The organism is Thalassospira sp. HJ (assembly GCF_000948415.1).
In the GTDB taxonomy this organism is placed as follows: Bacteria; Pseudomonadota; Alphaproteobacteria; order Rhodospirillales; family Thalassospiraceae; genus Thalassospira.
Genome location: NZ_JYII01000002.1, coordinates 79,198 through 103,718 on the forward strand (window position 1 = coordinate 79,198; position 24,521 = coordinate 103,718).

General features: G+C 55.6%; 21 protein-coding genes and 3 tRNA genes. 16 read left to right on the forward strand and 8 right to left on the reverse strand.

Annotation, left to right across the window (positions count from 1 at the left end):
- Nucleotides 1–54: 54 nt before the first annotated feature.
- Nucleotides 55–1,056 (reverse strand): Gfo/Idh/MocA family protein, encoded by a 1,002-nt coding sequence (locus tag UF64_RS00470; protein WP_044826650.1) that lies wholly within the window; start codon nt 1,054–1,056, stop codon nt 55–57.
- 342 nt (nt 1,057–1,398) lie between these two features.
- On the opposite strand from UF64_RS00470, the gene UF64_RS00475 reads away from it, so the two are divergent.
- The 3 genes from UF64_RS00475 (at nt 1,399) to UF64_RS00485 (ending at nt 4,958) form a co-directional block, all read left to right on the forward strand.
- Nucleotides 1,399–1,475, forward strand: a tRNA-His gene (locus UF64_RS00475).
- 122 nt (nt 1,476–1,597) lie between these two features.
- On the forward strand, nt 1,598–3,778 hold the full coding sequence (locus UF64_RS00480; protein WP_052657392.1) for a tetratricopeptide repeat protein: 2,181 nt from the start codon (nt 1,598–1,600) through the stop codon (nt 3,776–3,778).
- 169 nt (nt 3,779–3,947) lie between these two features.
- Nucleotides 3,948–4,958 (forward strand): serine hydrolase, encoded by a 1,011-nt coding sequence (locus UF64_RS00485; protein ID WP_082049396.1) that lies wholly within the window; start codon nt 3,948–3,950, stop codon nt 4,956–4,958.
- A 129-nt stretch (nt 4,959–5,087) separates the two neighbouring features.
- Here UF64_RS00485 and UF64_RS00490 read toward each other — a convergent pair whose 3' ends face one another.
- Nucleotides 5,088–5,720 (reverse strand): hypothetical protein, encoded by a 633-nt coding sequence (locus UF64_RS00490; RefSeq protein WP_044826651.1) that lies wholly within the window; start codon nt 5,718–5,720, stop codon nt 5,088–5,090.
- A gap of 216 nt (nt 5,721–5,936) precedes the next feature.
- Between UF64_RS00490 and pyrC the strand changes: the two genes are divergently transcribed.
- Nucleotides 5,937–6,980: a dihydroorotase gene (gene pyrC, locus UF64_RS00495; RefSeq protein WP_044826652.1), complete on the forward strand. Its 1,044-nt coding sequence runs from the start codon at nt 5,937–5,939 to the stop codon at nt 6,978–6,980.
- A gap of 159 nt (nt 6,981–7,139) precedes the next feature.
- On the opposite strand, the gene UF64_RS00500 is transcribed toward pyrC, so the two are convergent.
- Nucleotides 7,140–7,904: a putative metalloprotease CJM1_0395 family protein gene (locus tag UF64_RS00500; RefSeq protein ID WP_235284914.1), complete on the reverse strand. Its 765-nt coding sequence runs from the start codon at nt 7,902–7,904 to the stop codon at nt 7,140–7,142.
- A gap of 272 nt (nt 7,905–8,176) precedes the next feature.
- On the opposite strand from UF64_RS00500, the gene UF64_RS00505 reads away from it, so the two are divergent.
- A complete protein-coding gene (locus tag UF64_RS00505) occupies nt 8,177–9,022 on the forward strand; it encodes a DUF547 domain-containing protein (RefSeq protein ID WP_200892621.1) in 846 nt (281 codons plus the stop codon).
- A gap of 24 nt (nt 9,023–9,046) precedes the next feature.
- Here the strand turns inward: UF64_RS00505 and UF64_RS00510 are convergent, their stop codons facing one another.
- Nucleotides 9,047–9,292, reverse strand: coding sequence for a hypothetical protein (locus UF64_RS00510; RefSeq protein ID WP_044826653.1), 246 nt, complete (start codon nt 9,290–9,292; stop codon nt 9,047–9,049).
- Nucleotides 9,293–9,602: 310 nt separating this feature from the next.
- On the opposite strand from UF64_RS00510, the gene UF64_RS00515 reads away from it, so the two are divergent.
- The 10 genes from UF64_RS00515 to UF64_RS00560 all read left to right on the forward strand — a co-directional run bounded on the left by UF64_RS00515 (nt 9,603) and on the right by UF64_RS00560 (nt 18,183).
- Nucleotides 9,603–10,574 (forward strand): DMT family transporter, encoded by a 972-nt coding sequence (locus UF64_RS00515; protein WP_044826654.1) that lies wholly within the window; start codon nt 9,603–9,605, stop codon nt 10,572–10,574.
- Between the two features lie 203 nt (nt 10,575–10,777).
- Complete coding sequence (gene gyrA / locus UF64_RS00520; RefSeq protein WP_044826655.1) at nt 10,778–13,588, forward strand: DNA gyrase subunit A; 2,811 nt, start codon at nt 10,778–10,780, stop codon at nt 13,586–13,588.
- Between the two features lie 11 nt (nt 13,589–13,599).
- Complete coding sequence (coaD, locus tag UF64_RS00525; RefSeq protein WP_044826656.1) at nt 13,600–14,127, forward strand: pantetheine-phosphate adenylyltransferase; 528 nt, start codon at nt 13,600–13,602, stop codon at nt 14,125–14,127.
- A 62-nt stretch (nt 14,128–14,189) separates the two neighbouring features.
- Nucleotides 14,190–14,693, forward strand: a complete 504-nt coding sequence (locus UF64_RS00530) for a peptidylprolyl isomerase (protein ID WP_044826657.1) — start codon at nt 14,190–14,192, stop codon at nt 14,691–14,693.
- Between the two features lie 152 nt (nt 14,694–14,845).
- A tRNA-Lys gene (locus UF64_RS00535) sits at nt 14,846–14,921 on the forward strand.
- Nucleotides 14,922–15,177: 256 nt separating this feature from the next.
- Nucleotides 15,178–15,253 (forward strand) — tRNA-Lys (locus UF64_RS00540).
- A 270-nt stretch (nt 15,254–15,523) separates the two neighbouring features.
- Nucleotides 15,524–16,405, forward strand: a complete 882-nt coding sequence (locus UF64_RS00545) for a MotA/TolQ/ExbB proton channel family protein (protein ID WP_044826658.1) — start codon at nt 15,524–15,526, stop codon at nt 16,403–16,405.
- A 23-nt stretch (nt 16,406–16,428) separates the two neighbouring features.
- On the forward strand, nt 16,429–16,818 hold the full coding sequence (locus tag UF64_RS00550; protein ID WP_044826659.1) for a biopolymer transporter ExbD: 390 nt from the start codon (nt 16,429–16,431) through the stop codon (nt 16,816–16,818).
- Complete coding sequence (locus UF64_RS00555) at nt 16,815–17,222, forward strand: biopolymer transporter ExbD (protein WP_044826660.1); 408 nt, start codon at nt 16,815–16,817, stop codon at nt 17,220–17,222. Before UF64_RS00550 ends, UF64_RS00555 begins: the two co-directional genes overlap by 4 nt.
- Nucleotide 17,223: 1 nt before the next feature.
- A complete protein-coding gene (locus tag UF64_RS00560; protein ID WP_044826661.1) occupies nt 17,224–18,183 on the forward strand; it encodes an energy transducer TonB in 960 nt (319 codons plus the stop codon).
- 55 nt (nt 18,184–18,238) lie between these two features.
- Here UF64_RS00560 and UF64_RS00565 read toward each other — a convergent pair whose 3' ends face one another.
- From UF64_RS00565 to UF64_RS00575, 3 genes are all read right to left on the reverse strand, one after another.
- Nucleotides 18,239–18,538: a DUF2218 domain-containing protein gene (locus UF64_RS00565; protein WP_044826662.1), complete on the reverse strand. Its 300-nt coding sequence runs from the start codon at nt 18,536–18,538 to the stop codon at nt 18,239–18,241.
- 45 nt (nt 18,539–18,583) lie between these two features.
- Nucleotides 18,584–19,723 carry an ABC transporter substrate-binding protein gene (locus tag UF64_RS00570; protein WP_235284915.1) on the reverse strand — a complete coding sequence of 380 codons (1,140 nt, stop codon included), beginning with the start codon at nt 19,721–19,723 and terminating at the stop codon, nt 18,584–18,586.
- Between the two features lie 110 nt (nt 19,724–19,833).
- Nucleotides 19,834–21,852 carry a TonB-dependent siderophore receptor gene (locus UF64_RS00575; protein ID WP_044826703.1) on the reverse strand — a complete coding sequence of 673 codons (2,019 nt, stop codon included), beginning with the start codon at nt 21,850–21,852 and terminating at the stop codon, nt 19,834–19,836.
- Nucleotides 21,853–22,182: 330 nt separating this feature from the next.
- Between UF64_RS00575 and UF64_RS00580 the strand changes: the two genes are divergently transcribed.
- Nucleotides 22,183–23,055, forward strand: coding sequence for an AraC family transcriptional regulator (locus UF64_RS00580; protein ID WP_235284916.1), 873 nt, complete (start codon nt 22,183–22,185; stop codon nt 23,053–23,055).
- Between the two features lie 28 nt (nt 23,056–23,083).
- On the opposite strand, the gene UF64_RS00585 is transcribed toward UF64_RS00580, so the two are convergent.
- Nucleotides 23,084–24,403, reverse strand: a complete 1,320-nt coding sequence (locus UF64_RS00585) for a globin-coupled sensor protein (RefSeq protein ID WP_044826664.1) — start codon at nt 24,401–24,403, stop codon at nt 23,084–23,086.
- Nucleotides 24,404–24,521 lie beyond the last annotated feature (118 nt).

The following is a 24,521-nucleotide window of genomic DNA, read 5'->3' on the forward strand; positions in this document are numbered from 1 at the left end:
GGGCGCCAGCATGTGATTGGCGCCCCTTTTTATTGTTTCCGTTTTAGGCCCCGATCAGGATTTGACCATTTCCCAGCTGCCGGTCTTGGCGGAGCGGGTCAGGGCATCCAGGATTTGCATGTTGGCAATGGCGTCTTCAATCGGGTAATCGACCGGGCTGTCGCCCTTGAAGATCGCAGTCGCGACTTCACCTTGCAGGGTGTATTGGTTGCAGACCGGGAATTTGATTTCACGGGCTTCATCAAAGCCCGGTTGTTTCTGGCCGGCCACGCGAATGATCGCTTCGTTTTCCGGCACGGCATTGAACGGCATCAGGATTTCAATACGACCCTCAGTGCCGAGAATATGAACGCGCTGCACGGCGGCTGATTGCGTGCCGCAGGTAAAGCTTGCCTGCAGGCCCGATCCGAAATCAAGCATGCCCGATACCAGGCGGTCAGTGCCGAATTTCGGGTCCTTGTCCATCAGCGACACCACGCGCACGGGTTCCTTGCCCGTGATAAAGCGCGGGCCAACGACGCAGTAACAACCGATATCAAGCAACCCGCCGCCGCCAATGTCCTTTTTATTGCGAACATTGTTCGGGTCGGCATTGAAATAGGTAAAGATGCTTTGCACGGTCGTAAGCTGGCCGATCTGACCGCTTTCAACAATCTTTCGGGCTTCAAGCCATTGCGGATGGTGGCGGACCATAAAGGCCTCAAGCACCTGCTTGCCGCTTTTGTCGCGCGCCTCGATCAGTCGTTTGGCATCTTCGGTATGAAGGCCGATCGGCTTTTCGCATAGCACATGTTTGCCGGCCTCAAGCGCCTTGATCGTCCACTCGACATGCAAATGGTTGGGCAGGGGATTGTAGATCGCCTCAATCGACGGATCTGCCAGCAGTTCCTCGTAGGAGCCATATGCACGCGGGATGCGCATGTTTTCTGCGACCTCACGCGTCTTTTCATGATCGCGACCGGCGATTGCCAGAATTTCAAGCGCATCGCTTTCCTGCATGGCCGGAATGACCTTTTCCGTGCCGATCTTGGCGGTGCTAAGGACGCCCCACTTCATTCCGATACTCCGTCTGTTGGTCTTATACGGCCCGTTGATCGCGGTAAGTCTTGCCTGTTTCATCCAACCCGTAATGTTCATATGGGGTGGCAGGGGGCGGCTTTCTGCTATCCGGGCCTGTTATTGAATTGAAGTAATTAAGGCATTTGCCTTCACATGCAAGATGCCCTGACGGGTAGGTGGGGTGATTTGTGTTATGAATTGCGCGTTAGAAACAGGTCCAGAATGCCAAAGCCCGCAAAATTCGGTGCTTTGAACGACTTGCCGTTTTTGGTGGGAAAAAAGTGAAATTATGCGCTTGACGTTGACGGCCTCGGGCCATATAAACCGCGCCACACGATGGCGGGTGTAGCTCAGGTGGTTAGAGCACCAGTTTGTGGCACTGGGGGCCGTGGGTTCAAGTCCCATCACTCGCCCCATGTGAAAAGGTCAGGCAGAAATGCCTGGCCTTTTGTCTTTTCGCGGTGCTTTTTACCGCGCCCCGGTTGCCTTTGGCGGTTTATCATCTAGACTGCCCAAAAATATCAAGGTTCGGGGTCGTATGGCGAAGCTTAAAGTTGATCAGGCAATGAAGCGCGCGAAGGCGCATATGCGCAAAGGCGAAATGGCCGAGGCGCGTGCACTTTACCAAGCCATCCTTGCCGATTACCCCAAGAATGAACGCGTCAAAACGGCCCTAGCCGAGCTCAGCGGCCCTGTCAAACCGGGGGCGGCGGCGAAGGCTGGTTCTGGTGCCGCTGGCGAGCCGCCAGCCGAGGTGTTTGCCAAGCTTTCGCAAGCCTATCAGGCTAGGCGTCTGCAAGACGTCTATGCCATGACCGGGCAGCTTTTGGGCCAATATGGCAATTCGGCCAAGCTGTGGAATTTCCGTGCAGCGGTCAGCAGCAACCTCAACCTGCTTGACGATGCCGAGCAGGCCTTGCGTCAGGTCGTTCGTCTGCAGCCCAATATGGTTGCCGCCAAAAGCAACCTTGGGGTCATTCTTGAACGTCTGGGCAAGCTTTCAGAGGCAGAGGAATGCTATCGCGCGGTGATTGCGGCCTCGCCGGAATTCCCTGAGGCGCATAATAACCTTGGCAATCTCCTTAAGGGTGCAGGCAAGCTTGAAGAAGCCCAAGGCTGCTATCTGAATGCGATTGCGCGTAAGGCTGACTATGTCGATGCGCACTATAACCTTGCCAATACGCTGCGCGAACGTGAACTGCTTGAGGACGCCAAACAGCAATATTTCAAGACGCTCAAGCTGCAGCCAAAACTGGCGGAGGCATGGTACGGGCTTGGCCAAACCATGGCCGCACTTAAATCCGCGCCCGAAGCGATTGAGGCCTATCAGCGGGCCTTGGCGGTAAAGCCCGGCTACGTCCCGGCGATTGTCGAGCAACTGCGTCAACAAAGCCAACTATGCGACTGGCGGGCATGTGGCCTGTTTGATCAATACGCTGATCAGCTTGGTGTGAGGGGCGAGGCGGCCGTGCCATTTCCGCTGTTGCCGTTTGAAGATAATCCGGCGCACCAACTGGCCCGCGCGCGCAATTGGGCGCAAAGCCATTTCTCGCCAGCCGCGCCGATTTCGACGATTGAGCCGGCGCCTGCCGACGGGCGAAAAATCCGGCTTGGCTATTTCTCGGCCGATTTTCATGATCATGCGACCATGTTCCTGATGGCGGGCATTTTGCGCCATCATGACCGGTCAAAATTCGAAATCTTCGTGTTCAGTTATGGCAAAAGCAAAGCCGATGCGAACCGCGATCAGGTGCTTGAAAATGTTGATCGGTTCTTTGATGTGCAGGACATGCCTGATGGCGAGTTGACTAAGCTTGCCCGCGAGCAAAACCTTGATATCGCGATTGATCTCAAGGGCTATACCCGCGATGCCCGGCTGGAGCCGTTTACCGGGCGCATGGCGCCGCTTCAGATCAGCTACCTTGGCTATCCCGGCACACTGGGTGCAGATTTCATCGATTATATCGTTGCCGACCCGGTGGTTGTTCCGCCCGAACAGCGCGGCGGTTATCATGAGAAGATCATTTATCTTCCCGGTTGCTATCAGCCCAATGACAACACACGCGAAATCTCGGCCAAGCCGTTGACGCGGGCCGAGCTTGATCTGCCCGAAGACGGTTTTGTTTTCTGTTGTCTCAACAACAATTACAAAATCATGCCGCAGGAATTTGCGATCTGGATGCGCGTGATGGCAAAGGTCGAAGGCAGTGTGCTCTGGCTTTGGTGCAACCATGATATCGCCAAGGCCAACCTGCGGGCTGCGGCGGAAAAGCATGGTATTTCGGGCGACCGCCTGATCTTTGCCGGTTACATGCCGCAATCGGAACATCTCGCGCGCCTGCGCCAGGCCGATCTGTTTATCGATACCTTTAATGTCAACGCGCATACGACCGCAAGCGACGCGCTGTGGGCCGGATTGCCGGTGGTGACACTGGCGGGCAAACAGTTTGCCGCCCGCGTTGCCGCCAGCCTGCTTTCGGCCATCGGCCTGCCGGAGCTGATCACCGAAACGCCGGAGGCCTATGAGGAGCTCATCCTCAAACTGGCGCAAAACCCGGACATGCTGGCAGATCTTCGCACCAAACTTGCCGCGAACCGTGAGACCAAGCCGCTCTTTGATACGGAGGGCTATACACGCGGGTTTGAGCAGGGGCTCGAGCGTGCTTTTGCTCAAAGACTGGCAGGTGAAGCACTTTCGGATATTGCGGTGAGTGTTTAGGGGCAGGGGCTATTGTGATCTGATGTCACATTCCTGACGAATTACTTCCAGATAAAGGATTTATCTTCCGGCGCGATGGGCCGGAAGACTGTTCGTTGCCGACCGCGGGCATTTGGACTGCGAACGGGTTGAATACGCACATGATCCCAAACTGCAAGGACTGATGGATATGCCCAGCGACCGCCCCCTTCCGATGCTGACCCGTCGTGCCTTTTCAGCGACCCTTTTGGGGGCTGCGGCCGTTCCCTTTGTGGGTCGGGCCTTCGCGCAAACACCAAGCGGCATCCGGTCGCGAATTGCGGGCATGTCCCAGCTTCATGCGATCATGGTTCAGCGCGGTGAAGAGGTCATCGTTGCCGAAGCACCGCGCGGGCCGGGTCTGGATCGGGTTGCGAACATCAAGTCCTGCTCGAAAAGCATCATTGGACTGCTGACGGGCAACGCGATTGCAGAAGGCGCGATCCCCTCGGTCAAAGCCACCATCGGCGAGATCGCGCCATCTATCATTCCCTCGAACGCCACCCCCGGTGTGGAAGATCTGACCATCGAAGATCTGGTAACGCTCAGGGCCGGGCTTGAGGGCACATCCGGGCGCAACTACGGCGCTTGGGTCAATTCCGACAACTGGGTTTCCTTTGCGCTGCGTCGCCCGATGGTCGCAACCCCCGGCGGGCGCATGATCTATTCCACCGGTACGACGCATATCCTCGGTGCGGTGCTTGCAGTTGCGACTGGAAAAAGCCTGCTGGAACAGGCGCGCGCTGCCCTTGGCCAGCCGCTCGGTATTCAAATCCCGGCTTGGACACAGGATCCGCAAGGCTATTATTTCGGCGGCAACGAGATGGCGCTGACACCGCGCGGGATGTTGCGCATCGGGGCGCTGATGCGCGATCAGGGCCGGTTCGACGGCGACCAGATCATTCAGGCCGATTGGATAGATCAATCAACCAAGGCCCACACCCGCTCCCCTTATTCCGGCCTTGCCTATGGCTATGGCTGGTTCCTGAGCAGCAGCGGCTTTATCATCGCGCGCGGCTATGGCGGCCAGATCATTGCGGCCCATCCAGAAAAGGACCTGGCGGTGGCCATCACCTCTGATCCGATGTCGCCGGCACGATCAGGCGGATATTTTGGGGATTTGATGGATCTGCTTGAGGGGCCGGTACGTTCACTGGCCTGATGGCAGCGGTAAAGTGCATGTAAAAAGGGGGGGGGAGGCGTAGAATAAGGCAGAAATGTCGACTTTTCTCCAAGAGGCCAAATCATTGACAATTGTTACTTAGTTCTTCGGGTAGTTGAGCTGGCAATGCTAGTCGATAGTAACTTTGTCTAATTCGGTCTCGCAGCAGTCACGAAAATACTTCCCCATGACAGCCATGTCAGTCAGTGATTGGTGTATGCCGTTCGGGTTTTCGTCAGGAATGATTCTCGCTCCGTGATCCTCTGGAGTGTTGTCCATTTCTCGGACAATAGTTGAAAAGAATATGAGTAAGCGAGAGCGCAGAAATCTGAGATTAATCGAGGCAGAAGTAACCTCTTCGGGGCAGGTGAGCGGCGCGTCTGGAATTTCCGTTGCGATTAACGCGTCATAGATTGTCGAAAATTCTCGTTTACCTATCGCAGCTGTTTCAAGCCGCTCAGATGTTGCGTTTGCAAATTGCATACATAAATCCCCAACCTCTCTACCAAGAAGGTAGTAACGAGTGTTGGCGAGTTTGGCTTCTATTCGCCTATTCTCCTCCGACTGCTCTTTTTGTGCGGAAATTTGAGCTTTTGCGGCAAGTAATGCGAAAGCGCCAGCAAGTAGCCCAAGCGTGCCAGCCGTCAATGTTTCCCAATCCTCACCGTCAAAGTTGCTGCCGTACAATGCTCCAACCAAGAAGGCAATGAGTACGATGCCCAAAAGTGGAAGACCACTTAGCAGTTCGCGAATTTGCTCCATTCCTTCTCCTCAGGCATACGTTTGCATCAACCTTCAATCAATGAGTGTACTAAGTCAACGAATGTAGAAAGCACTAGCTAACCTAATTGGCTTAAGATTTTTTGCGCGTTTTGTTTGCTATGAGTGCCTGCTTTAACATTCCCAATTCTGTACCAATCTGCTAGGTAACGCTCCATATTTCCCAAACGGGTTCATTGCTTGCCAGGAGATCTCCGCATGTCGACCAACCGCATTACTCTTCGCCGTCCTGATGACTGGCATTTGCATCTGCGTGATGGCGAGATGCTCAAAGGTGTGATTGGCGAGACGTCCGAGCATTTTGCCCGTGCGATCATCATGCCCAATCTGGTGCCGCCAGTGGTCAAGACCGCCGATGCCGTGGCCTATCGCGACCGCATTACGGCGGCCATCCCGTCGGGGCATGACTTTACGCCGCTGATGACGCTGTATCTGACCGAGGGCAGCAATCCCGATGATATCGAGGAAGGCTACAAGGCCGGGGTGATCACGGCACTCAAACTTTATCCGGCGGGTGCGACCACCAACTCGGATAGTGGTGTACGCAATTTCGATAACGCGATGCCTGCGCTTGAGCGGATGGCGGAGCTTGGCATTCCGCTCTGTATTCATGGGGAAGTCACCGATCCGGAAATCGATATCTTTGACCGTGAAGCGGTGTTTATCGACCTGGTTCTTGAGCCGCTGCGCAAGCGTCTGCCGGAGCTGCGCGTGATTCTCGAGCATATCACCACCGAAGACGGCGTTGAGTATGTCAAAGCCAATGACAAGAATTTGGGTGCGACGATCACGACGCATCACCTGATCATTAACCGCAACGCCATTCTGGTTGGCGGCATTCATCCGCATATGTATTGCCTGCCGGTTGCCAAGCGTGAAAAGCATCGTTTGGCCCTGCGTGCCGCCGCAACGTCCGGCGATGCACGGTTCTTCCTTGGCACCGATTCAGCACCGCATACTGATGAGCGCAAGGAAAGCCCGTGCGGTTGTGCCGGTATCTTTACCGCCAATAACACTGTGCAGCTTCTGGCCCACGTGTTTGAGGAAGAAGGGGCGCTGGACAAGCTTGAAGGCTTTGCCTCGCTGCATGGGCCGCAATATTACGGCCTGCCGCTTAATGGTGATCAGATCACGCTGGAAAAACGCAGCGAGCCGGCCAAGTTCGCGGATAAAATCGAAACCGGCGAAGGTCCGGTGACCGTATTTAATCCGGGCTTTGACGTGTTCTGGCATTACGCCTAAGCGGATCTCCGAAGACAAAGTAAAAGCGGCTCCATCGGGGCCGCTTTTTTGTCGGGTGTTCGTCATTCCGGACGGCGCAGAGTGTCGGGCCGGAAGCTTTATGCCGTGGCCGATAATGGATTCCCGCCTGCGCGGGAATGACGGGGCAGGTTGTTCTGCCTAGCCGCTCAGATCGACAGTGCCCGGCGCGGCATTCAGACCCAGCGTCATGCGATAGCTTTCAGCTGCCGCATAGGCCTGTGCTGAAATCATCGCCGAGATATTCATCGATGCGCCCTTGGCGACGTTATAATCAGCAGCCGAACTTCCGGGCACGGAGGCCGCGCGGGAAATGGCGGCCTGATTGGCGATGGCCGCCACACCATCAAGGCCCTGAATGGGCCGGATGCTGACCTTGCCGCCGGTGGCGTAAAGCCGACCGTCGGGGCCGGCGGTGTAGCTATAGCTGATCATGCCGGCATTGGCACCGGCAAGTGCCTGATGGCTTTCTTCCTCTGTCCGGACAGTGGCGTCACGCGCGCGCAGTTCCTGCACGATTTCACGTTCGGTCGCGGTCAGAAGGGCCGGGTTGGATGTCGGCTGACGCGCGCTTTCAGGGGTGGCTTCGCGTTCTTGCTGCTGACGCTGTGTCGGGCTTTGGGTGTCCGGTTCTTCCGGCGCGCCGCCGTTAATGTCGCGCGGATCAAGCTGCTGGATGATGGTGACCACAGATGCCGCACTATTGACCGGTGCGGTTTGTGCTGGTTGTGGTGGCGGTGGCGGGGCTTGTTCTCCCGAACCTGTGTTGCCCGCCGTTTGCGGTGACGTCGCAGGCTCACTGCGCGAACTGGGCGGGTTTGCGGGGGCTTGTTGAGCGGAAAGCGTGCTTGAAAGCGGGACCAGCGCCACGGCGGCTGGCAATGTTTGCGGCGCAGACACAGCCATTCCGCCCGACCCGTTGGTCGGCGGTTGGCTCCCGGAGCCGGGCAGGGCGCGTGTGGCTATAATCTGGCCAAGTTGCCCACCACTTCCGGGGATAACCTGTATTGCACCTGCCTGTATCATGACGGTCATTATAGCCCAACTCAGGGTTAAATGTACATAAGCAGATCAAGGGGATGAAGGGGCGTTCACAGCCCTGATCACGCCGGTTTGATGCGGTGGTTTGGCGCGTGGCGGGTAAGGTGGGCGCAAATGTTTCAGATGGTTTGTTGATCATGCGTGCGCCAATTGTTGTTTTGTCCCTTTTCCTGATGGTTGTGTGGCTGGTTGTGCCGCGGCAACCGGCACTGGCGGCGCCGGATGCCGATTTGTGGCCGGACTGGCAGGCCTATGACCCGCAAAGCACGCTTGAGGTTGATCATGGTGCATGGCAAGTGGTGCTCGACCGTTACGTGACGGTGCAAGAACCCGGTGTGACCAGCTTTGATTATGCAGCGGCCAGTCAGGACGGTGGGACTGCCATGGTGGACGCGTATGTTATGGCCATGACCAAGGTCGCGGTCGATCAGCTTAACCGTGATCAGCAATTTGCCTATTGGGTGAACCTTTATAATGCGCTGACCGTCAAAGTGGTTCTGGATCATTATCCGGTGGATAGCATCCGAGATATTGATATCTCGCCCGGGCTGTTTTCATCTGGTCCATGGGGCAAAAAGCTGATCACGGTCGAGGGCAGGACACTTAGCCTTAATGATATCGAACACCGCATCCTGCGCCCGATCTGGCGTGATGCACGCATTCATTATGCGGTGAATTGTGCGTCGATCGGCTGTCCGGCGCTGGCGCCCGAGGCGTATGAAGCAAGCAAGCTTGATGACCAGCTTGATCAGGCAGCAAAAGGCTTCATCAACCATTCGCGTGCGGTGCGCGTGGGCGCAGATGGCGGGCTTGTGCTTTCAAGCCTGTATGACTGGTATCGGGGTGATTTCGGGAAAAGTGATGCGGATTTTATCGCGCATCTGATGGCGTTTGCCGGGCCGGAATTGATGGCCATTCTGGACGATACCACGGAACTTGATATAGCCGATTATGAGTATGACTGGGCGCTGAACGCGCGGTAACACCTGCACAGGCAGGCGGTGCGTTCAGGCAGCTGTGTCGTGCAGGCGGGGGTGAGACGCGACCTGTGCGGTCGGTTTTGCCGCGTCAGGGCCGGTTGCCCAGACATTGCTTGCCAGATCATCAATCGCATTTTCCGGGCGATTCTGATTTACCTGGTCGATGGTGTGACGGACGTCACTGGCAGAAACGCCGTCATAGCGCATTAATGTCTGAACGATCGGGTCGGCAAGCATGTCTTCGACCGTCAATTCCTGATCAACATAACTCATCATCTCATATCCCGGTTTTTTTGTTGTGTGCAATATAATGCAATTGACATTCATTCGCAACAACTATTCTATGTCGATGGTGACTTTTTTCATTTTCCACCCTGTAACGCTTTGATCTGCCTTAAGGCAGGGGCATTTGTGCGAGATTTTCGCAAACTGCGGTACATGGTAATTTCCGTTCGGGGTGTCCGGGTAAAACGGCGTAAACTCTATTTGCTTGCATAAAAACCCTGTGGGTTTTAACGCAGAGAACTGGTCTTTTCGTACAGGCGATCAGGCCCAACAAGTATGGCAAAAATAGGCTGACAAAATGAAACGTCCGGGAATATGCGAATATGTCCTGCTTGTGCTGCTGGCATTGATGTGGGGGAGTTCGTTCACCTTCATCAAGATCGGTGTGCATGCCTATTCGCCGCTGGTGGTTGCAAGCGGGCGTTTGGCCTTTGCTGCCCTTGTACTTTGGGGCCTTGCGGCGATCCGCAAATCCGAATTGCCCAAGGGAAAGCGCGCCTGGATCTCGACCTTTATGATCGCTCTGATCGGCAATGCCATTCCGTTCTTCTTGATCAGCTTTGGCGAGACCAAGGTCGATGCCGGTCTGGCTGCAATCCTGATGTCGACCGTGCCGCTCACCACTGTCGTGCTTGCACACTTCTTTACCCATGATGAAAAGCTTTCGACTGGCAAGGTTATCGGGATTGTTTTGGGTACGATCGGGGTTGTTGTTCTGGTCGGGCCGGAAACGCTTTCGGGGCTGGGGGGCGAATTCCTGTTCCAGTTGGCCATTCTGGTTGCTGCCATTGGCTATGCGATCTCATCCCTTGTTGCGCGCAACCTGCGTGATCAGCCGCGCATAGGATCGACCGCCGTCATCTTGACATTCGCAACATTGATGCTGATGCCCTTTACTCTGATCATTGATCAGCCATGGACGATGGACTGGGATCTGGAAGGTGCGCTTTCGATCATGTATCTCGGCATGTTTCCGACCGGCATTGCCATGTTCCTGATCCTGCAAATTATCGCGATGGCAGGGGCCAGCTTCCTTGTGTTTAACAACTATCTGGTGCCAGCCGTCGGCGTTTTGATCAGCTTCTTTGTCCTGGGCGAGGTGCCGCAGCCAAATGCGTTGCTGGCCCTTGCGATTATTCTGGGTGGGATTGCCGCGTCGCAGATGCGTTTCGGGCGCAAATCGGCCAGCACCGAGGCAGCAGCGACAAAGGCTGATCCAATGACGCCGGTTATGGAAGTTTCCAAGAGCAAAAATTCAGCGGAAAAATGACGGTTTTAGGGGCTCGGAAATCCCTGAATTCGCGATAAATTTCGAACTTTCTCGCCCAACCGTGAAGGATAGGATTTGTCAATATTGTTTGTGCGCGACAAACCTGATACTTTCCCGCTTTCTGGTCCGGCATGCGCCTGAAAACAGGGGCATGTCACGCCGATTGAATCATTTCTGATCAAGCGTTTAAGAGGTTACGGCCTTTGTCTACCGAAGAGACCAATCCTGAGAACCGCGATATCTTCCCGGTTTCCATCGAACAAGAAATGCGTCGGAGCTACCTTGATTACGCGATGAGCGTGATCGTGAGCCGCGCACTGCCTGACGTCCGAGACGGCTTGAAACCGGTACATCGTCGTATCCTGTATGCCATGCACGAGAACGGGTTTGAATATAACAAACCGTTCCGCAAATCGGCCCGTGTGGTCGGGGATGTGATGGGTAAATATCACCCGCACGGCGACAGCGCGATTTACGACGCAATGGTCCGTATGGCCCAGAATTTCTCCATGCGCCTGCCGCTGATTGACGGGCAGGGGAACTTCGGGTCCATGGATGGCGATAAAGCCGCCGCCATGCGTTACACCGAAGCACGCATGGCGAAATCCGCGCACTACCTGCTTGATGATATCGACAAAGACACGATTGATTTTCGCGATAACTATGACGAGACCACCAAGGAACCGTCTGTTATCCCGGCGCGTTTCCCGAACATGCTGGTCAATGGTGCCGGTGGTATTGCGGTCGGTATGGCGACCAACATTCCGCCGCATAACCTTGGCGAAGTCATTGATGGCTGCATGGCATATGTCGATGATCCCAATATTTCCGTCGAAGGCCTGATGGAATACGTTCACGGTCCGGACTTCCCGACCGGTGCGCTTATTCTTGGCCGTTCCGGCATTCATTCGGCCTTCAAGACCGGTCGCGGTTCTGTCGTCATGCGGGCACGTACCCATGTCGAGGAAATCCGTGCCAACCGCGAAGCCATCATCGTGACCGAAGTTCCCTATCAGGTGAACAAGGCCACCCTGATGGAAAAGATTGCTGAACTGGTCCGCGACAAGAAGCTTGAAGGCATTTCCGATCTGCGTGACGAGTCCGACCGTTCGGGTGTCCGCATGGTGATCGAGCTCAAGCGTGATGCCAATTCCGACGTTGTCCTGAACCAGCTGTTCCGTTTCACAGCGCTTCAGACCTCGTTTGGTGTGAATATGCTGGCCCTTAACCGCGGCAAGCCGGAACTGATGAACCTCAAAGACATCATTCAGGCCTTTGTCGAGTTCCGCGAAGAAGTCATTACCCGCCGTACCATCCATCTTCTGAAAAAGGCACGTGATCGTGCCCATGTCGTGGTTGGTCTGGGTATTGCGGTTTCCAACATCGACGAAGTCATCAAGCTGATCCGCAATGCGGCCGATCCGACCGTTGCACGTGAACAGCTGATGGAACGCGATTGGGCGGCGGGCGATATCGTTCCGCTGATCGAACTGATTGCCGATCCGAACCAGGTTGGATCATCCGATGGCATGTATCGCCTGTCCGAAGCGCAGGCGCGTGCGATCCTTGAACTCCGCCTGCATCGCCTGACCGGTCTCGAACGTGACAAGATCGCGGCCGAATTGACCGAGTTGGGTGAGAAGATCAAAGACTTCCTTGATATCCTTGCCTCGCGAGAGCGCAAGCTTACGATTCTCAAGGACGAACTGACCGAAATGCGCAATGAATTCGCCGACCCGCGTCGCAGCGAAATTCAGGAAGCAGAATTCGAACATGACATCGAAGACCTGATTGCCCGCGAAGACATGGTCGTGACCGTGTCCCATAGCGGCTATATCCAACGTGTTCCGTTGTCGACCTATCGTGCACAGCGTCGCGGTGGCAAAGGCCGTTCGGGCATGGCAACCCGCGAGGAAGATTTCGTTTCCAAGCTGTTCGTTGCCAACACCCACACCCCGGTTCTGTTCTTCAGCTCCGAGGGCATGGTCTATAAGATGAAGGTCTGGCGCCTGCCGATGGGTACGCCGCAATCACGCGGCAAAGCGCTTGTGAACCTGTTGCCGCTGTCAGAAGGCGAATATATCACAACCGTTCTGCCGCTTCCGGATGAAGAAGAATGGCCGAACCTGCATGTGATGTTTGCCACCTCGACCGGTAACGTGCGTCGTAACAGCCTTGCTGATTTCGTGAATGTGAAATCAAACGGCAAGATCGCCATGAAGCTTGAAGAAGAACGTGGCGACAAGCTGATTGCGGTTCAGACCTGTACTGATGATGACGACATCCTTCTGACAACCCGTCAGGGCAAGTGCATTCGTTTCCGTGTCGGTGACGTGCGCGTCTTTACCGGCCGTAACTCGGTCGGTGTGCGTGGCATTCGTCTGGCCGATAAGGACGATGTCATCGCGATGTCGGTTCTGTTTGGCAACCATGTCACCATGGAAGAGCGTGACGAATACCTCTCGATCGCGGGCAAGCTGCGCCGCGAGGAAGTCACCGAAGACAGCCTGCCGCTCGAAATTCTGACAGCCGATCGTTATCAGGAAATCTATGATGGCGATCAGCTGATCCTCTCGGTTACCGAAAACGGTTATGGCAAACGTACGTCTGCCTATGAATACCGTGTGACGGGCCGTGGCGGTCAGGGCTTTGCCAATATCGAGATGTCTGAACGCAACGGTCAGGTTGCCGCTTCGTTTGTGATCGAAGAAGGCGACGAGCTGATGATGGTCACCAATGGTGGCAAGGTCATCCGTATGCCGACCCATGACATCCGTATTGCCGGGCGCAAGACGCAGGGTGTGACGCTGTTCCGTACGGCCGAGGACGAACAGGTCGTCGCAGTCGAACGTCTGTCAAACCTTGGCGATGAAGATGATGAGATCATCGATGGCGAGGAAGGTGTGATCGAGGGTGCCGAAGGTGCCGTTGAAAGCGCCGACCCGGCAGCAGAGGCATCTGATGAAGATGTCGCTGAGGCAACGGCATCTGATGAAGCGGACCGCGACGAATAACGGAAAGTCTGATGACTGAAACGTCTTCTACCGTATCGCGTATCGGGATTTATCCGGGCACCTTTGACCCGGTAACCCAGGGGCATATGGACATTATTCGTCGGGCGACCCGGATCGTCGATCAGCTGATTGTCGGTGTTGCGATCAATGCCGGCAAAGGCCCGATGTTCGGGGTCGAGGAACGCTGTGCACTGGTTGAAGGTGCACTCAAGGCTGCGGGCGGTGAAGTTGCCGCCCGTACCTCAGTAAAGCCATTTTCTTCGCTTCTGATGCAGTTTGCGCAGGAAAACGGATCGAGCACCATTATCCGTGGTCTACGCGCCGTGTCGGACTTTGAATATGAATTCCAGATGGCCGGGATGAACGCCCGACTGTCGCCGGAAGTCGAAACCGTGTTTTTGATGGCATCGGACAAACAGCAGTTTGTCTCTTCGCGCTTTGTGAAGGAAATCGCCCGTCTGGGTGGGGATGTCACTGAATTTGTGCCCGCCAACGTGCTGAAACGCCTGCACGAAAAGCTGGCAGAAGAAAAGGAATAACGCAGGCCATGCGTCTTTTTCGTCTATTTTCAATTATCGCACTCGTACTAGGATTTATCACCATGTCCACTGGAAACGACGCTGTCGCACAGGATCTGGAGAACACGCTTTATCTTGACCTGAAAGATGGCCGCGTTGTGATCCAGCTTCGCCCGGATCTGGCACCGAACCATGTTGCCCGGATCAAGGAACTCACCCGTGAAGGCTTTTACGATGGTCTGAAATTCCATCGCGTGATCGAAGGCTTCATGGCCCAGACCGGCGATCCCAAGGGCAATGGCACCGGCGGTTCCGGGCAGAAACTCGATGCCGAGTTCTCCAACGAACGTCACGTGCGTGGCACGGTTTCCATGGCGCGCTCGGCCAATCCGAACAGTGCGGATTCCCAGTTCTTCATCGTCTTTGCCGATGCGCCGCACCTTGATGGCCAGTACACCATCTGGGGCGAAGTAACCGAGGGCATGGAATATGTCGACATGATCAAAAAGGGTGCGCCCTGGGCCAATGGCAGCGTTGCCGACCCGGATCAGATCGTCAAAATGCAGGTTGCTGCTGACGCGCAATAATCGCAGATATCAAATCATTGCAACCGAAAGCCGTCCCTTTGTGGGGCGGCTTTCGCGTTTTTGGGGTTGAATGCGCAAAAAGAGCCAAAATATGGAAAACAGGTGTTGACCGATGCCGCCTGTGCCATTAAAACGCGCTTCACCAACCTTGAGGGCCCGTAGCTCAGTTGGTAGAGCAACTGACTTTTAATCAGTTGGCCACAGGTTCGAATCCTGTCGGGCTCACCAATAAGCCCCTGAAACCTAACCGGTTTCGGGGGCTTTTTATTTGTTCAAAATTTCCCTTCTGAATTTCCCGATCCTGATTGCCCGGCGATGGTTTGCAAGGGATGCAATCCCGATCCTTGCGAAGACATTCCGGAATGATTTTTGAGGGTGATTTTTCGGCATTTTCTATCTTTTCATGGCTGATGTGCATCTTCGCATAAAAAGGGGGGTTGACCGATGCCGCCCAGCCCATTAAAACGCCGCTCACCAACGTTGAGGGCCCGTAGCTCAGTTGGTAGAGCAACTGACTTTTAATCAGTTGGCCACAGGTTCGAATCCTGTCGGGCTCACCAATTCAAAACCCTTGGAACCCAGAAGTTCCGGGGGTTTTGCATATCCGGCTTTTGCCACCCTGTTTCCCGATCCGAAAACGCCAGCGCCGCCTTGTGTGGTACGTCCCTGCACGACCCGTTTGGGGCAGGGGGCGATATCATGAAAATCTTGTTGGGCTTGTTGGTTGCGATTGCATCGCAATGCCGTTTCCTGTAAAGAATGCAAATCAGTTTCAAATGCACCAGAGCAGGACTTCTGGTGATGATCAATTTTGTGATCGGGAAAGTTACATGTCTGACCCTGTAAATTCATCAGCCGCGTCCACGGATGCGCAAACCCCGCTTTCTTCCGATGGCGCACTGGCCCCGGTGGGCGCTGACACTGCGACCGGAAACCTGAATGCGGACGGCTCTGTCATGGTGGACCCGAATACCGGGCTTGCCGTTGATGCAAGCGCAACGACCCAGTCAAACGGCATGCTTGACGGCTTTGTCGGCCTGCCGGTGATCGAACAGGTCGACCGGGCCGGTGTGGTTGGCTGGGTGCTGGCTGCGATGGCGCTCATCGGCCTGGTGGTTTTCTTTTACAAGCTGGTGGGTTTCCTGCGGCGCGGTGTTTTTGCCGATGGCTTTGTAAAGGATGTCGAACGTCACCTGAGCTCAGGCGACGAAGAACAGGCGGCCGAGGTTTTGGCGCGTCGTCGCCACCCAGCGGCCCGTATCGGTCTTTCGGGCATGACGCTGCCGGTAAGTTCTGCTGATGACCGTGAAGCGGCATCTGATTTGATTGCCGCCCGTGCGCGCAAGGAAATCGATGGGCTGAATGGTGGACTGCGCATTATGTCTGCGATTGCGGTGCTCAGCCCGCTTCTGGGCCTTCTGGGCACGGTTATGGGCATGATCGAGGCCTTCCAGCGCATGGAAGGGGCAGGCAGCCGCATTGATCCGTCTGTGCTGTCTGGTGGTATCTGGCTAGCGCTTCTGACAACGGCCATTGGCCTTGTCGTCGCGATCCCGGCAACCGCGTTTCATATGTGGATGCAAGGCGTGATTAGCCGTGCTGCGGCCACCATGGAAGATGTCTGCACGCTGGTGGTAAACCGTGGTGAACTGGCCCAGAAGGCGCTGCACCGCGTTTCCAACGTTTCCGAATTGCGCCACGCCGCCGAATAACCCCCGTTTCCGGAAGTCGCCCCATGCAGCTGCGCGAACGCAACAGCGGTTCATCACCGATGATCGGTCTGACCCCGCTGATTGATGTTGTCTTTATCCTGCTGATCTTTTTCATGCTGGCCTCAAGCTTCCTTGACTGGAAGGGCTTCGAGATGTCGGTCAGCATCACCGATGGCAGATCCACCAGCCAAAGCGATACCCGCCCGGTCACGGTCGAGGTCGATGTGAATGGCGGCCTGTCGATCAATGGCAATGCGATTGCGCTATCCAACCTGGCGCCAACACTGCTGCGCGATCATGACGGCGCACCGGTGCGTCTGCGCCCGGTCAATGGTGCCAATCTGCAGCGACTGGTCGAAGTCATGGATACACTGGGGCGTGGCGGTGTGACGGATGTGGAGTTCATCGAATGAAGCGCCGCATCCAGATTGCCGAGGACGGACCGGTTCAGGAACCGATGTTGCCTTTGATCAACATCGTCTTTCTGCTTTTGATCTTTTTCATGATTGCCGGCAGCCTGCAAAAGCTTGGCCCCTTTGAAGTCGATCCGCCAGCCAGCCAGACCGCCGAGGGCCAACCCGAAGACACGATTGTTTTGTGGTTCGGCAGCAATGGCGAAATCGGGATTGATGATCTGACGGGCGGACTTGATCGCCTGTCGTCGATGTTGCCCGCTGATTATATCGGCCGTCCGGTTGAAATCCGTGCCGACCGTGAAGTTGAAGGGGCCAAGGTCGTGACCCTTCTGGCACGTCTGCAGGAACTTGGCATCGATAAGGTCCAGTTGATGACTGCAATGCAGCCGGGTCAGGAATAGAATGTCCAAACGCGTTGACCTTTTGATTGCAACCGTTCTGACCGGCCTTGTGTTGACCGGCGGGATTGTGCTTGCCATACCAGACGCGCAGCCATCTGGCTGGGGCGGGGCAGGGGCCGTGCAAAGCATCAGCATTTCGCTTGGTGCCGGGCAGTCCGAAACGGGCGAGGCCCAAACCGATGCCGAAAGTGCCGAGGCGGTCGACAGCACCGCTGCCGAGGTTCCCGAGGAAATAGTCGAGCCCGATCCCGAGCAAGAGACTGAACCCGAGCCGGTCCCGGAAGAAGTGGTCGAGCCCGAGCCTGAACCGGAACCAGAGCCCGAAGTGATCCCGGAACCTGAGCCGGAACCCGAAATCGTCGAAGAACAGCCCGAGCCGATCCCGGAACCCGAACCGGTTGTCAAAGAGGTCGTCGAACCGGAACCGGAGCCCGAGCCGGTTGTCGAACAGGAGCTGGCCGAAGTCCTGCCGGTGCGGATGAAGCCGAAACCGCCCGTGGAACAGCCAGAAGCCCCCAAGCTTCCCGAACCTGTCGAACAGGCCGCTCAGCCAACGCCGCAGCCCTCTGGGCTGACGAACTCGGTCAAGTCTGAGGGGACGGTTGGCGAGACATCGGAAAGTCAGTCAGCAAGTTCCTCTAAGGGCAGCGGTGGCGGTGCCGCAAGTCAGGCGATGATGGTCGATTACCAGTCATCGGTTCTGGAGACACTGGCGCGCTTCCGCGAATATCCCGAACGCGCCATGCGCCGCCGGATCGAGGGCGAGAACCGCATTCGTCTTGTCATTGCACGTGACGGCACGGTGCTTGAAGCAACCATGGTGACATCGAGCGGATCGAGCATCCTTGATCGCGAAACCGAACGGCTGATCGAACGGGTGCGGAAATTCCCGCCATTCCCCGATGAAATGACCGAGCAACAGGTCACCTGGACCGTGCCGGTGGCCTATCAGCTGCATTAGAAATAAAAAACGCCAGCCTTTCGGGGCTGGCGTTTTTGTTTGTGTGAATGGCTTTCTAGTCCGGCGTTTCGCCGTCTTCCCAATGATAGTCCAGCGGCACTTCGCGCCAGGCGAATTTATCGAGGTGGGAGATGATCACACCCTTCATGCTCTCGATCCCCTCGGGCTTGTGTGACTGTCCGTCAAAGGTCAGGCGGTCGTCATCGGCGGTGATAATGCATGGCCCCATCGGGAAGGCGACATTGGCTTGTGTCTCCCCCAGATCAACCTCGACCTTATGGGCGAAATGCTTGCACAGCTGGACAAGGTATTTGGCGGCCTTTTCGGTTTTGACCGATCCCTTGGTGGTGAACATCTGGCGATCTCTCTTGGTTGGTGGTTTTGGCGTTCTTTGCAGGGCTTATTGCGATGGTGCGTCGTTCAGGCCCACCCAATAGACACCATCAAGATCGACCGCCTGAAAACGTTCGAAAAATGCTGCCAGTTCGGCGTCGGGATCAAGGTCGGCATAGATGTCGGGATGCAACCATTTTGCCTTGGCCTGCAGGGCAAAGACATTGATCGGGTTGTTGTAGATGTGATGCCAGACCGAATAGACCTGCTTGCTTCTGACAGCACTTAGAAGCGGCAAGCCAGTCCGTTCCATGCTATGCGCCAGGGATGCCCGCGCCTGATCGGCACTGGTGTTCGCCCCCAGCACAATACGTCGTGCATTTGTTTCCGAATCCAGCCCGGCCGATCCGATGGCGGTGGTGATATAGACGTCGGGGTCAGTGACGATGACCTGTTCAACGGAGACCTGGCTGATCACACCGGGGATGGTATCACCAAAGATATTGTCGCCACCTGCAAGGGTTACGAACTTGCCAATCATTTCATTGCCCATGGCTTCGCAGCAATTCTCGGCAAGGCCGACCCGGCTTTCAAGGAAGACACTGGGTTTCTCAGTGATCTCGGAGGCGCGCGAGGTCACCTTTGACAGGTTCTCTTCATAGAACTTCACGAACGCTTCTGCCTGTTCTTCCTTGCCCATCAGTTTGCCGAGAAGGCGGATGCTTTTGGGCGTGTTTTCAAACGGCTTGGCGCGAAAATCGATCATCACCACTGGAATATGCGCAGCCCCCATCACAGACAGGACCTCGTGGCTGGTGGAGCCGGGGCCATGTCCGCCCGACATGCCGAAAATCGCAACATCGGGTTCAACCGTGACGGCCTTTTCGACAGAAAAGGTTTCCTCGTTGCGCCGCCCAATCAGCGGGATGTCGTCAATCTCGGGGAATTTGTTCTGGTATTGCGCGAAGGATGCCGGATCTAGCGATTTGAATTCACCCATCATCCCGGCGATCCAGCGCACTGGGTTTTCCGGATCAAGAATGCCAATCGACGGCAGAAAGCGCCCTTCGCCCAGGATCATGTGTTTGACCGGGACTTCCACGGTCACTTCGCGTCCGGAAACATCGGTCAGCGTCACCGTTTCACCGGCAGAGGCATGCGTACCCCAGATCAATGTTGCGGCGGCAAGGTAGACTAAATTGCGCATTTTCATATCAGGTTATCCTGAGAGGTTATCGTGTGGGGCGTTTAAACGCCAAAACGGGCAGCACGTTATGTGCTCCCCATTTCGGTCTCGTGTCCTTGTTTTTTATCGTCCTAGAAATCGACTTTTGCCGAGATCAGGAAGGTGCGACCCGGTTCGTGGAACGTTTCGCTGATGCGTGTGCTGTCATAGCCGGTTGTCGCGCGGTCAACATAGTCGCGATCAAGAATGTTAAGCGCATCGACACGCAGGGTGACGGCATCATTCAGGACTGCGGGCACCCATTCGGCATAAAGGTTGGCAACAAAGTAGGTGTCGAGTTTTTCATTGCCGCGTTCTTCCGGGCTGTCATCGGAAGGGGCGAATTCGGCATTGCCACCAACACGCAGACCATAGTCATCAAAACTGTGACCGGCATCAAAGTTGAACATGTCACCCATGATCACGCCCTGAAATGAAGCCTCGGTGCTGAGGGGGACCCCGCCATCGGTTTTGACATTGGTATGCGAATAGGTCAGGCGGGCGAAGCCCGGGCCATAGCTGTACTTGGCGGACAGATTGACGCCACGGGTATCAAGATCGACGGTGGATTGACGCGTCGCGCTCGAAAGATCGTGGGATTCATCAATCAGGTTGTAGAAAAGGTTCCCATCGAGTGTCCAGTCATCAAGCGCAAAGCGCGAACCGATCTTGGCGTTATAGGAGCGTGACGGCGCAAAGCCATTGTAGTTCCAGTTGTCGCTGAATTCATAAATTGCCGATTCACCAAGCGGCAAGCCACCAAAACTCGTTCCGGCACCACCATAAACCATGACCTGTTCCGTCAGGTCATATTCTGTATTGGCATTGCCGCTTAGTCCGAATTCAGAGAAATCCTCGCCGGTCAGTGCTTCAAACCATTGCTGATCAGCACGGCCGCCGAATGATACGCGCCAGCGATCTGTCAGCGACAGGCGGGCTTGTGAAAAGGCGCCAATATCGGTTGAGGTTTCCGAATAGCTGCCATTGCGCGGAGACCGGTTGTGATAGCCGGTGGCTTCGTCGCGATAGAAATCAATACCGGCAGTGATGACGCCGTTATCGACTTCGAAATTGTTGGCGGCCTTGCCGTTGATCGACTGGATGTCGGATTTGACGTGATAGAAGCTCGGTCCGCCCTGAAGGGCCGGAATGTTCAGAACCGTGCGGCTATAGGCAAGGCTGAGCTCCGGGGCAAGCTGGCCAGAAGGCATTTCATCAACATAACTGACACCGACCGACGTGTCACGATAAGACAGCCATTGCGGCGAAGCGCCGTTTGCCAGAACCGCATAGTTCGGTCGGGACGGGCGCACACCTTCATCTTCAAGATGGCTTGCGAATGCTTCGAAACGGCCACCATCATTGCCGGTAAAGGCAAACTTGCCCAGTCCGCTTTCGCTGCCGTCGGCGGTGCCAATGGCTTCATCGCCGTCGCCGTCCTTGTAATTGCCCTGGTTGCTGTTTTTCAGATAGGCCAGCGCTTCAAAGCCACCAGACTGGCCAGCCACGGTAAGCCATTCGGCAAAGCCCTTGGTGTTTGAATTATACTGAAGCTTGCCCCAGCCACCGAATGTCTCATTCGCATCAAGAACATCACGGGCATCGCGGGTTTCATAGGACATCGACCCGCCAAGGGCATGCGGCCCGGCATCAGCCGGCGCAACACCGGATTCAACATCCACCGATTTCAGCATTGCCGGATCAATGATAGCGGTTCCGATATGGTGGAAACTTGAATCCACCTGCCGTGCGCCATCGATCTGCACGTTAAGCTTGGTGTTTTCGATGCCCTGTACATAGACCTTCTGGACAATGGCGGTGGGGCCGCCAACCTCGACCGAGGCATCCGAGGAAAAGACATCCTTCATGCTTTGCGGGTTTTTGCGATCCAGTTCTTCCTGACCAATCGAAACACCACCGGGAAGTCCCTGTGCCGATTTGGCGGATGCTGTGACTTCAAGCGGCTGGGTCACGGTTTCGGTTTCATCTTTGGTTGCCTCTTGGGCGAAACCGATGGAGGGCAAAACCGTAAGCGCAACACCGGCAAGAATGGTCGTGCGCAAAAGGGCACTGATCCGGGGTGAGGAGATTGACGAGGGTGACTGTGGCATGTTCATTCCCTGAGAAATAGATTTGCAAATGCGAATGATTGTGAATATTATTTTCGCAGGCGGGAGCGCAACAGGAATGGTGTTTGCCAAATCGCCGGACATGTTTGCGAAATCGTCAGCATGTTTGCGCAAAGGCCGTTCAGCGCCGTTTGCATATGCTCAAAGACGCTTTGTGAATTCCGAATGTAGGAGAGGTTTGTGGGGGTAACATCGCACCGGCAGATAACGCGGCGTGACTCTATTACCAGCCGCCAACTGGAAGAATTGGGTACGCGTATCAAGGCGACAGAGGGTTCAACACCTGACAGCGGCTCCTTGATGAGCGGGCGCATGTCTTTTAGTAACTCGCCGTCCTTTCTGAATATCCATACGTCCGATACGGTCGATATGAAGGATGCCATCGCCAAGTATGACGTGAAGGCAGCCGTCAAGGTCGCGGTGATCCTCAAAGGTCGTCTACAGGCCGAATTTGACGGGGTGCCGATTGACCTTGATGCGCGCGATCATCCGGTGGGCTTTATCTGGGCGGTGCCCAAGCCATCCTCGGTCCGGCGTTTCATTCACAAGGGAAGTGAACTGAGCAAGGTAATGATTTCGGCCCAGTATGACTGGGTTGTCCAGCAACTGCTTGGCAAATCCCCGGAACGGTATCAGGACATCACCGAGTTCTTCAAAAACGGTATCTCCGTGCGCAGCTGGAAACCGTCGCGCCGGGTTCTTGCCCTTGCCGATCAGCTGATCTATCCACACGCGACCGACCCGATCGTGCGCGAGCTTTATAAAGAAAGTCGGGGATTGGAAATCCTGGCCGAGGCACTGTCTGCCATTCAGGGGGAAGCGGGGAGTGTTGCCAAACGCGCCCAAGGCGCAGAACCAGACGCACTGGACCGTCATCACCGCGCACAGGAAATCCGCGACTACATTCTGGCAAGTGATCCGGAACAGCAAACCCTGTCTGCCATTGCAGCGGCTATCGGGATCAGTGTGGCCAGCATGCAGCGCATCTTCAAGGATGCCTACGGCATGACGGTAAAGGATTTCATCCGTGAAAGCCGCTTGGTCGCGGCCCGCGATGCGATGGAAAAAGACGGCCTGACGATTGCGCAGGCCGCCTGGGCTGCGGGCTATAAAAGCCCGGCCAATTTCGCGACCGCTTTCAAGCGGGTGTTTGGCATTACGCCGTCCGAGGCGCGCGACCGCTAGGGTCGCGGAACCTCGGAACAGGGGTGGTTTAAGATGTCAGTTTGGTAATGAAGGCATCGACATCTTTGCGCAGTTGCTCGGAATTCTGTTTTAGTGTCTGTGATACTTCTGAAACGTTCAAGGCGACCGAACTGGTCCGGGTTGCCGTGCCATTGACGGTCTCAAGGCTGCTGTTGACCTCGCGGTTGGCTGACGATACCGCGTTGATGTTGCCACTGATTTCCGTGGTTGCCGCGGCCTGTTGTTCGACGGCGGCCGAGATGGCGGTAACAGAATCAACAATACTGCTGATCTGACCGGCAACCCCGTGAATGGCATTAACTGCCGCCACCGTGCTTTGCTGCACATTGTTGATTTGCTCGGTAATGTCGCCGGTGGCCTTGGCTGTCTGATTGGCAAGGTTTTTGACCTCGCTTGCGACAACGGCAAAGCCTTTGCCGGCTTCGCCGGCGCGTGCGGCTTCGATTGTTGCGTTAAGGGCAAGCAGGTTGGTCTGGCTTGCGATCTTGTCGATCAGATCGACGACCGTTCCGATTTGCTCTGCGGCGGTATTAAGGGCCTCAATCGTATCCGATGTCTGGCGTACAGAATCTTCGACATCACTGGAAATGGTTGATGCGCGCGAGACCTGGCTTGAGATTTCACGAATGGAGCTATCAAGTTCCTCGGCTGCGCCGGCAACCGTGGTCGCATTGTCGGCTGATATCTCAGCCGCACCGCGGGCCTTTTCTACCTCGCCCTGGGTTTCCTGCATGCTGGTCATCAGGGTTTCAGATGCCTGTGACATATCCGAGGCCGAGCTGGAAACAGCAGACACGACAGTGCCGATGGTTTTTTCAAACTCATCGGACATTTCCTGCAGCTTCTTGTAATAGGTTTTTTCGGTCTCTTCGTAATAGACCGTGATGGCCATTTCAACATCGACCAACAGGGCATTGGTGCAAGCGATGACCATCGTGGGGAGTTGGGCATCGCGGTGGAAGTTTTTGCACAGGACGAGTGTGATTTCGCCCAGCATGAAATTATAGGCCGATACATAGGATTCCGGCGTCAATCCGATGCGTTCATGGGCCTTGCCGATGCGGCGGACCTCTTCATAGAACTCCTCGTCAAAAGTGCCGTCAAAGAGTTTTGCCCAGTGCTTGCGCTGAGCATTCTTGAGGCCGTCGATATTGGACGGGTCGCCAACGATTTTTGCGAGTTCGGCATTACCCATCACTTTTCGATAGAACTCATCAAGCATGGCGGGCAGGTTTTTCTCGATCACCGGCCAGGCTCGAATGAGCTGCTTGATCTTCGGTTCGTCCAGTCCAATGAAGTCAAGACGGCGTCTTAGCTCTGGATGCATCACTTTTGGTCCCCCACAAACGGCGAATAACTTGGAACACTTCAAACGGGGCGATCTAACTTTAGGTTGGTCTAAAGATGAATAGTGTAACTATACATAAGGTTATGTTTTTGTGTTT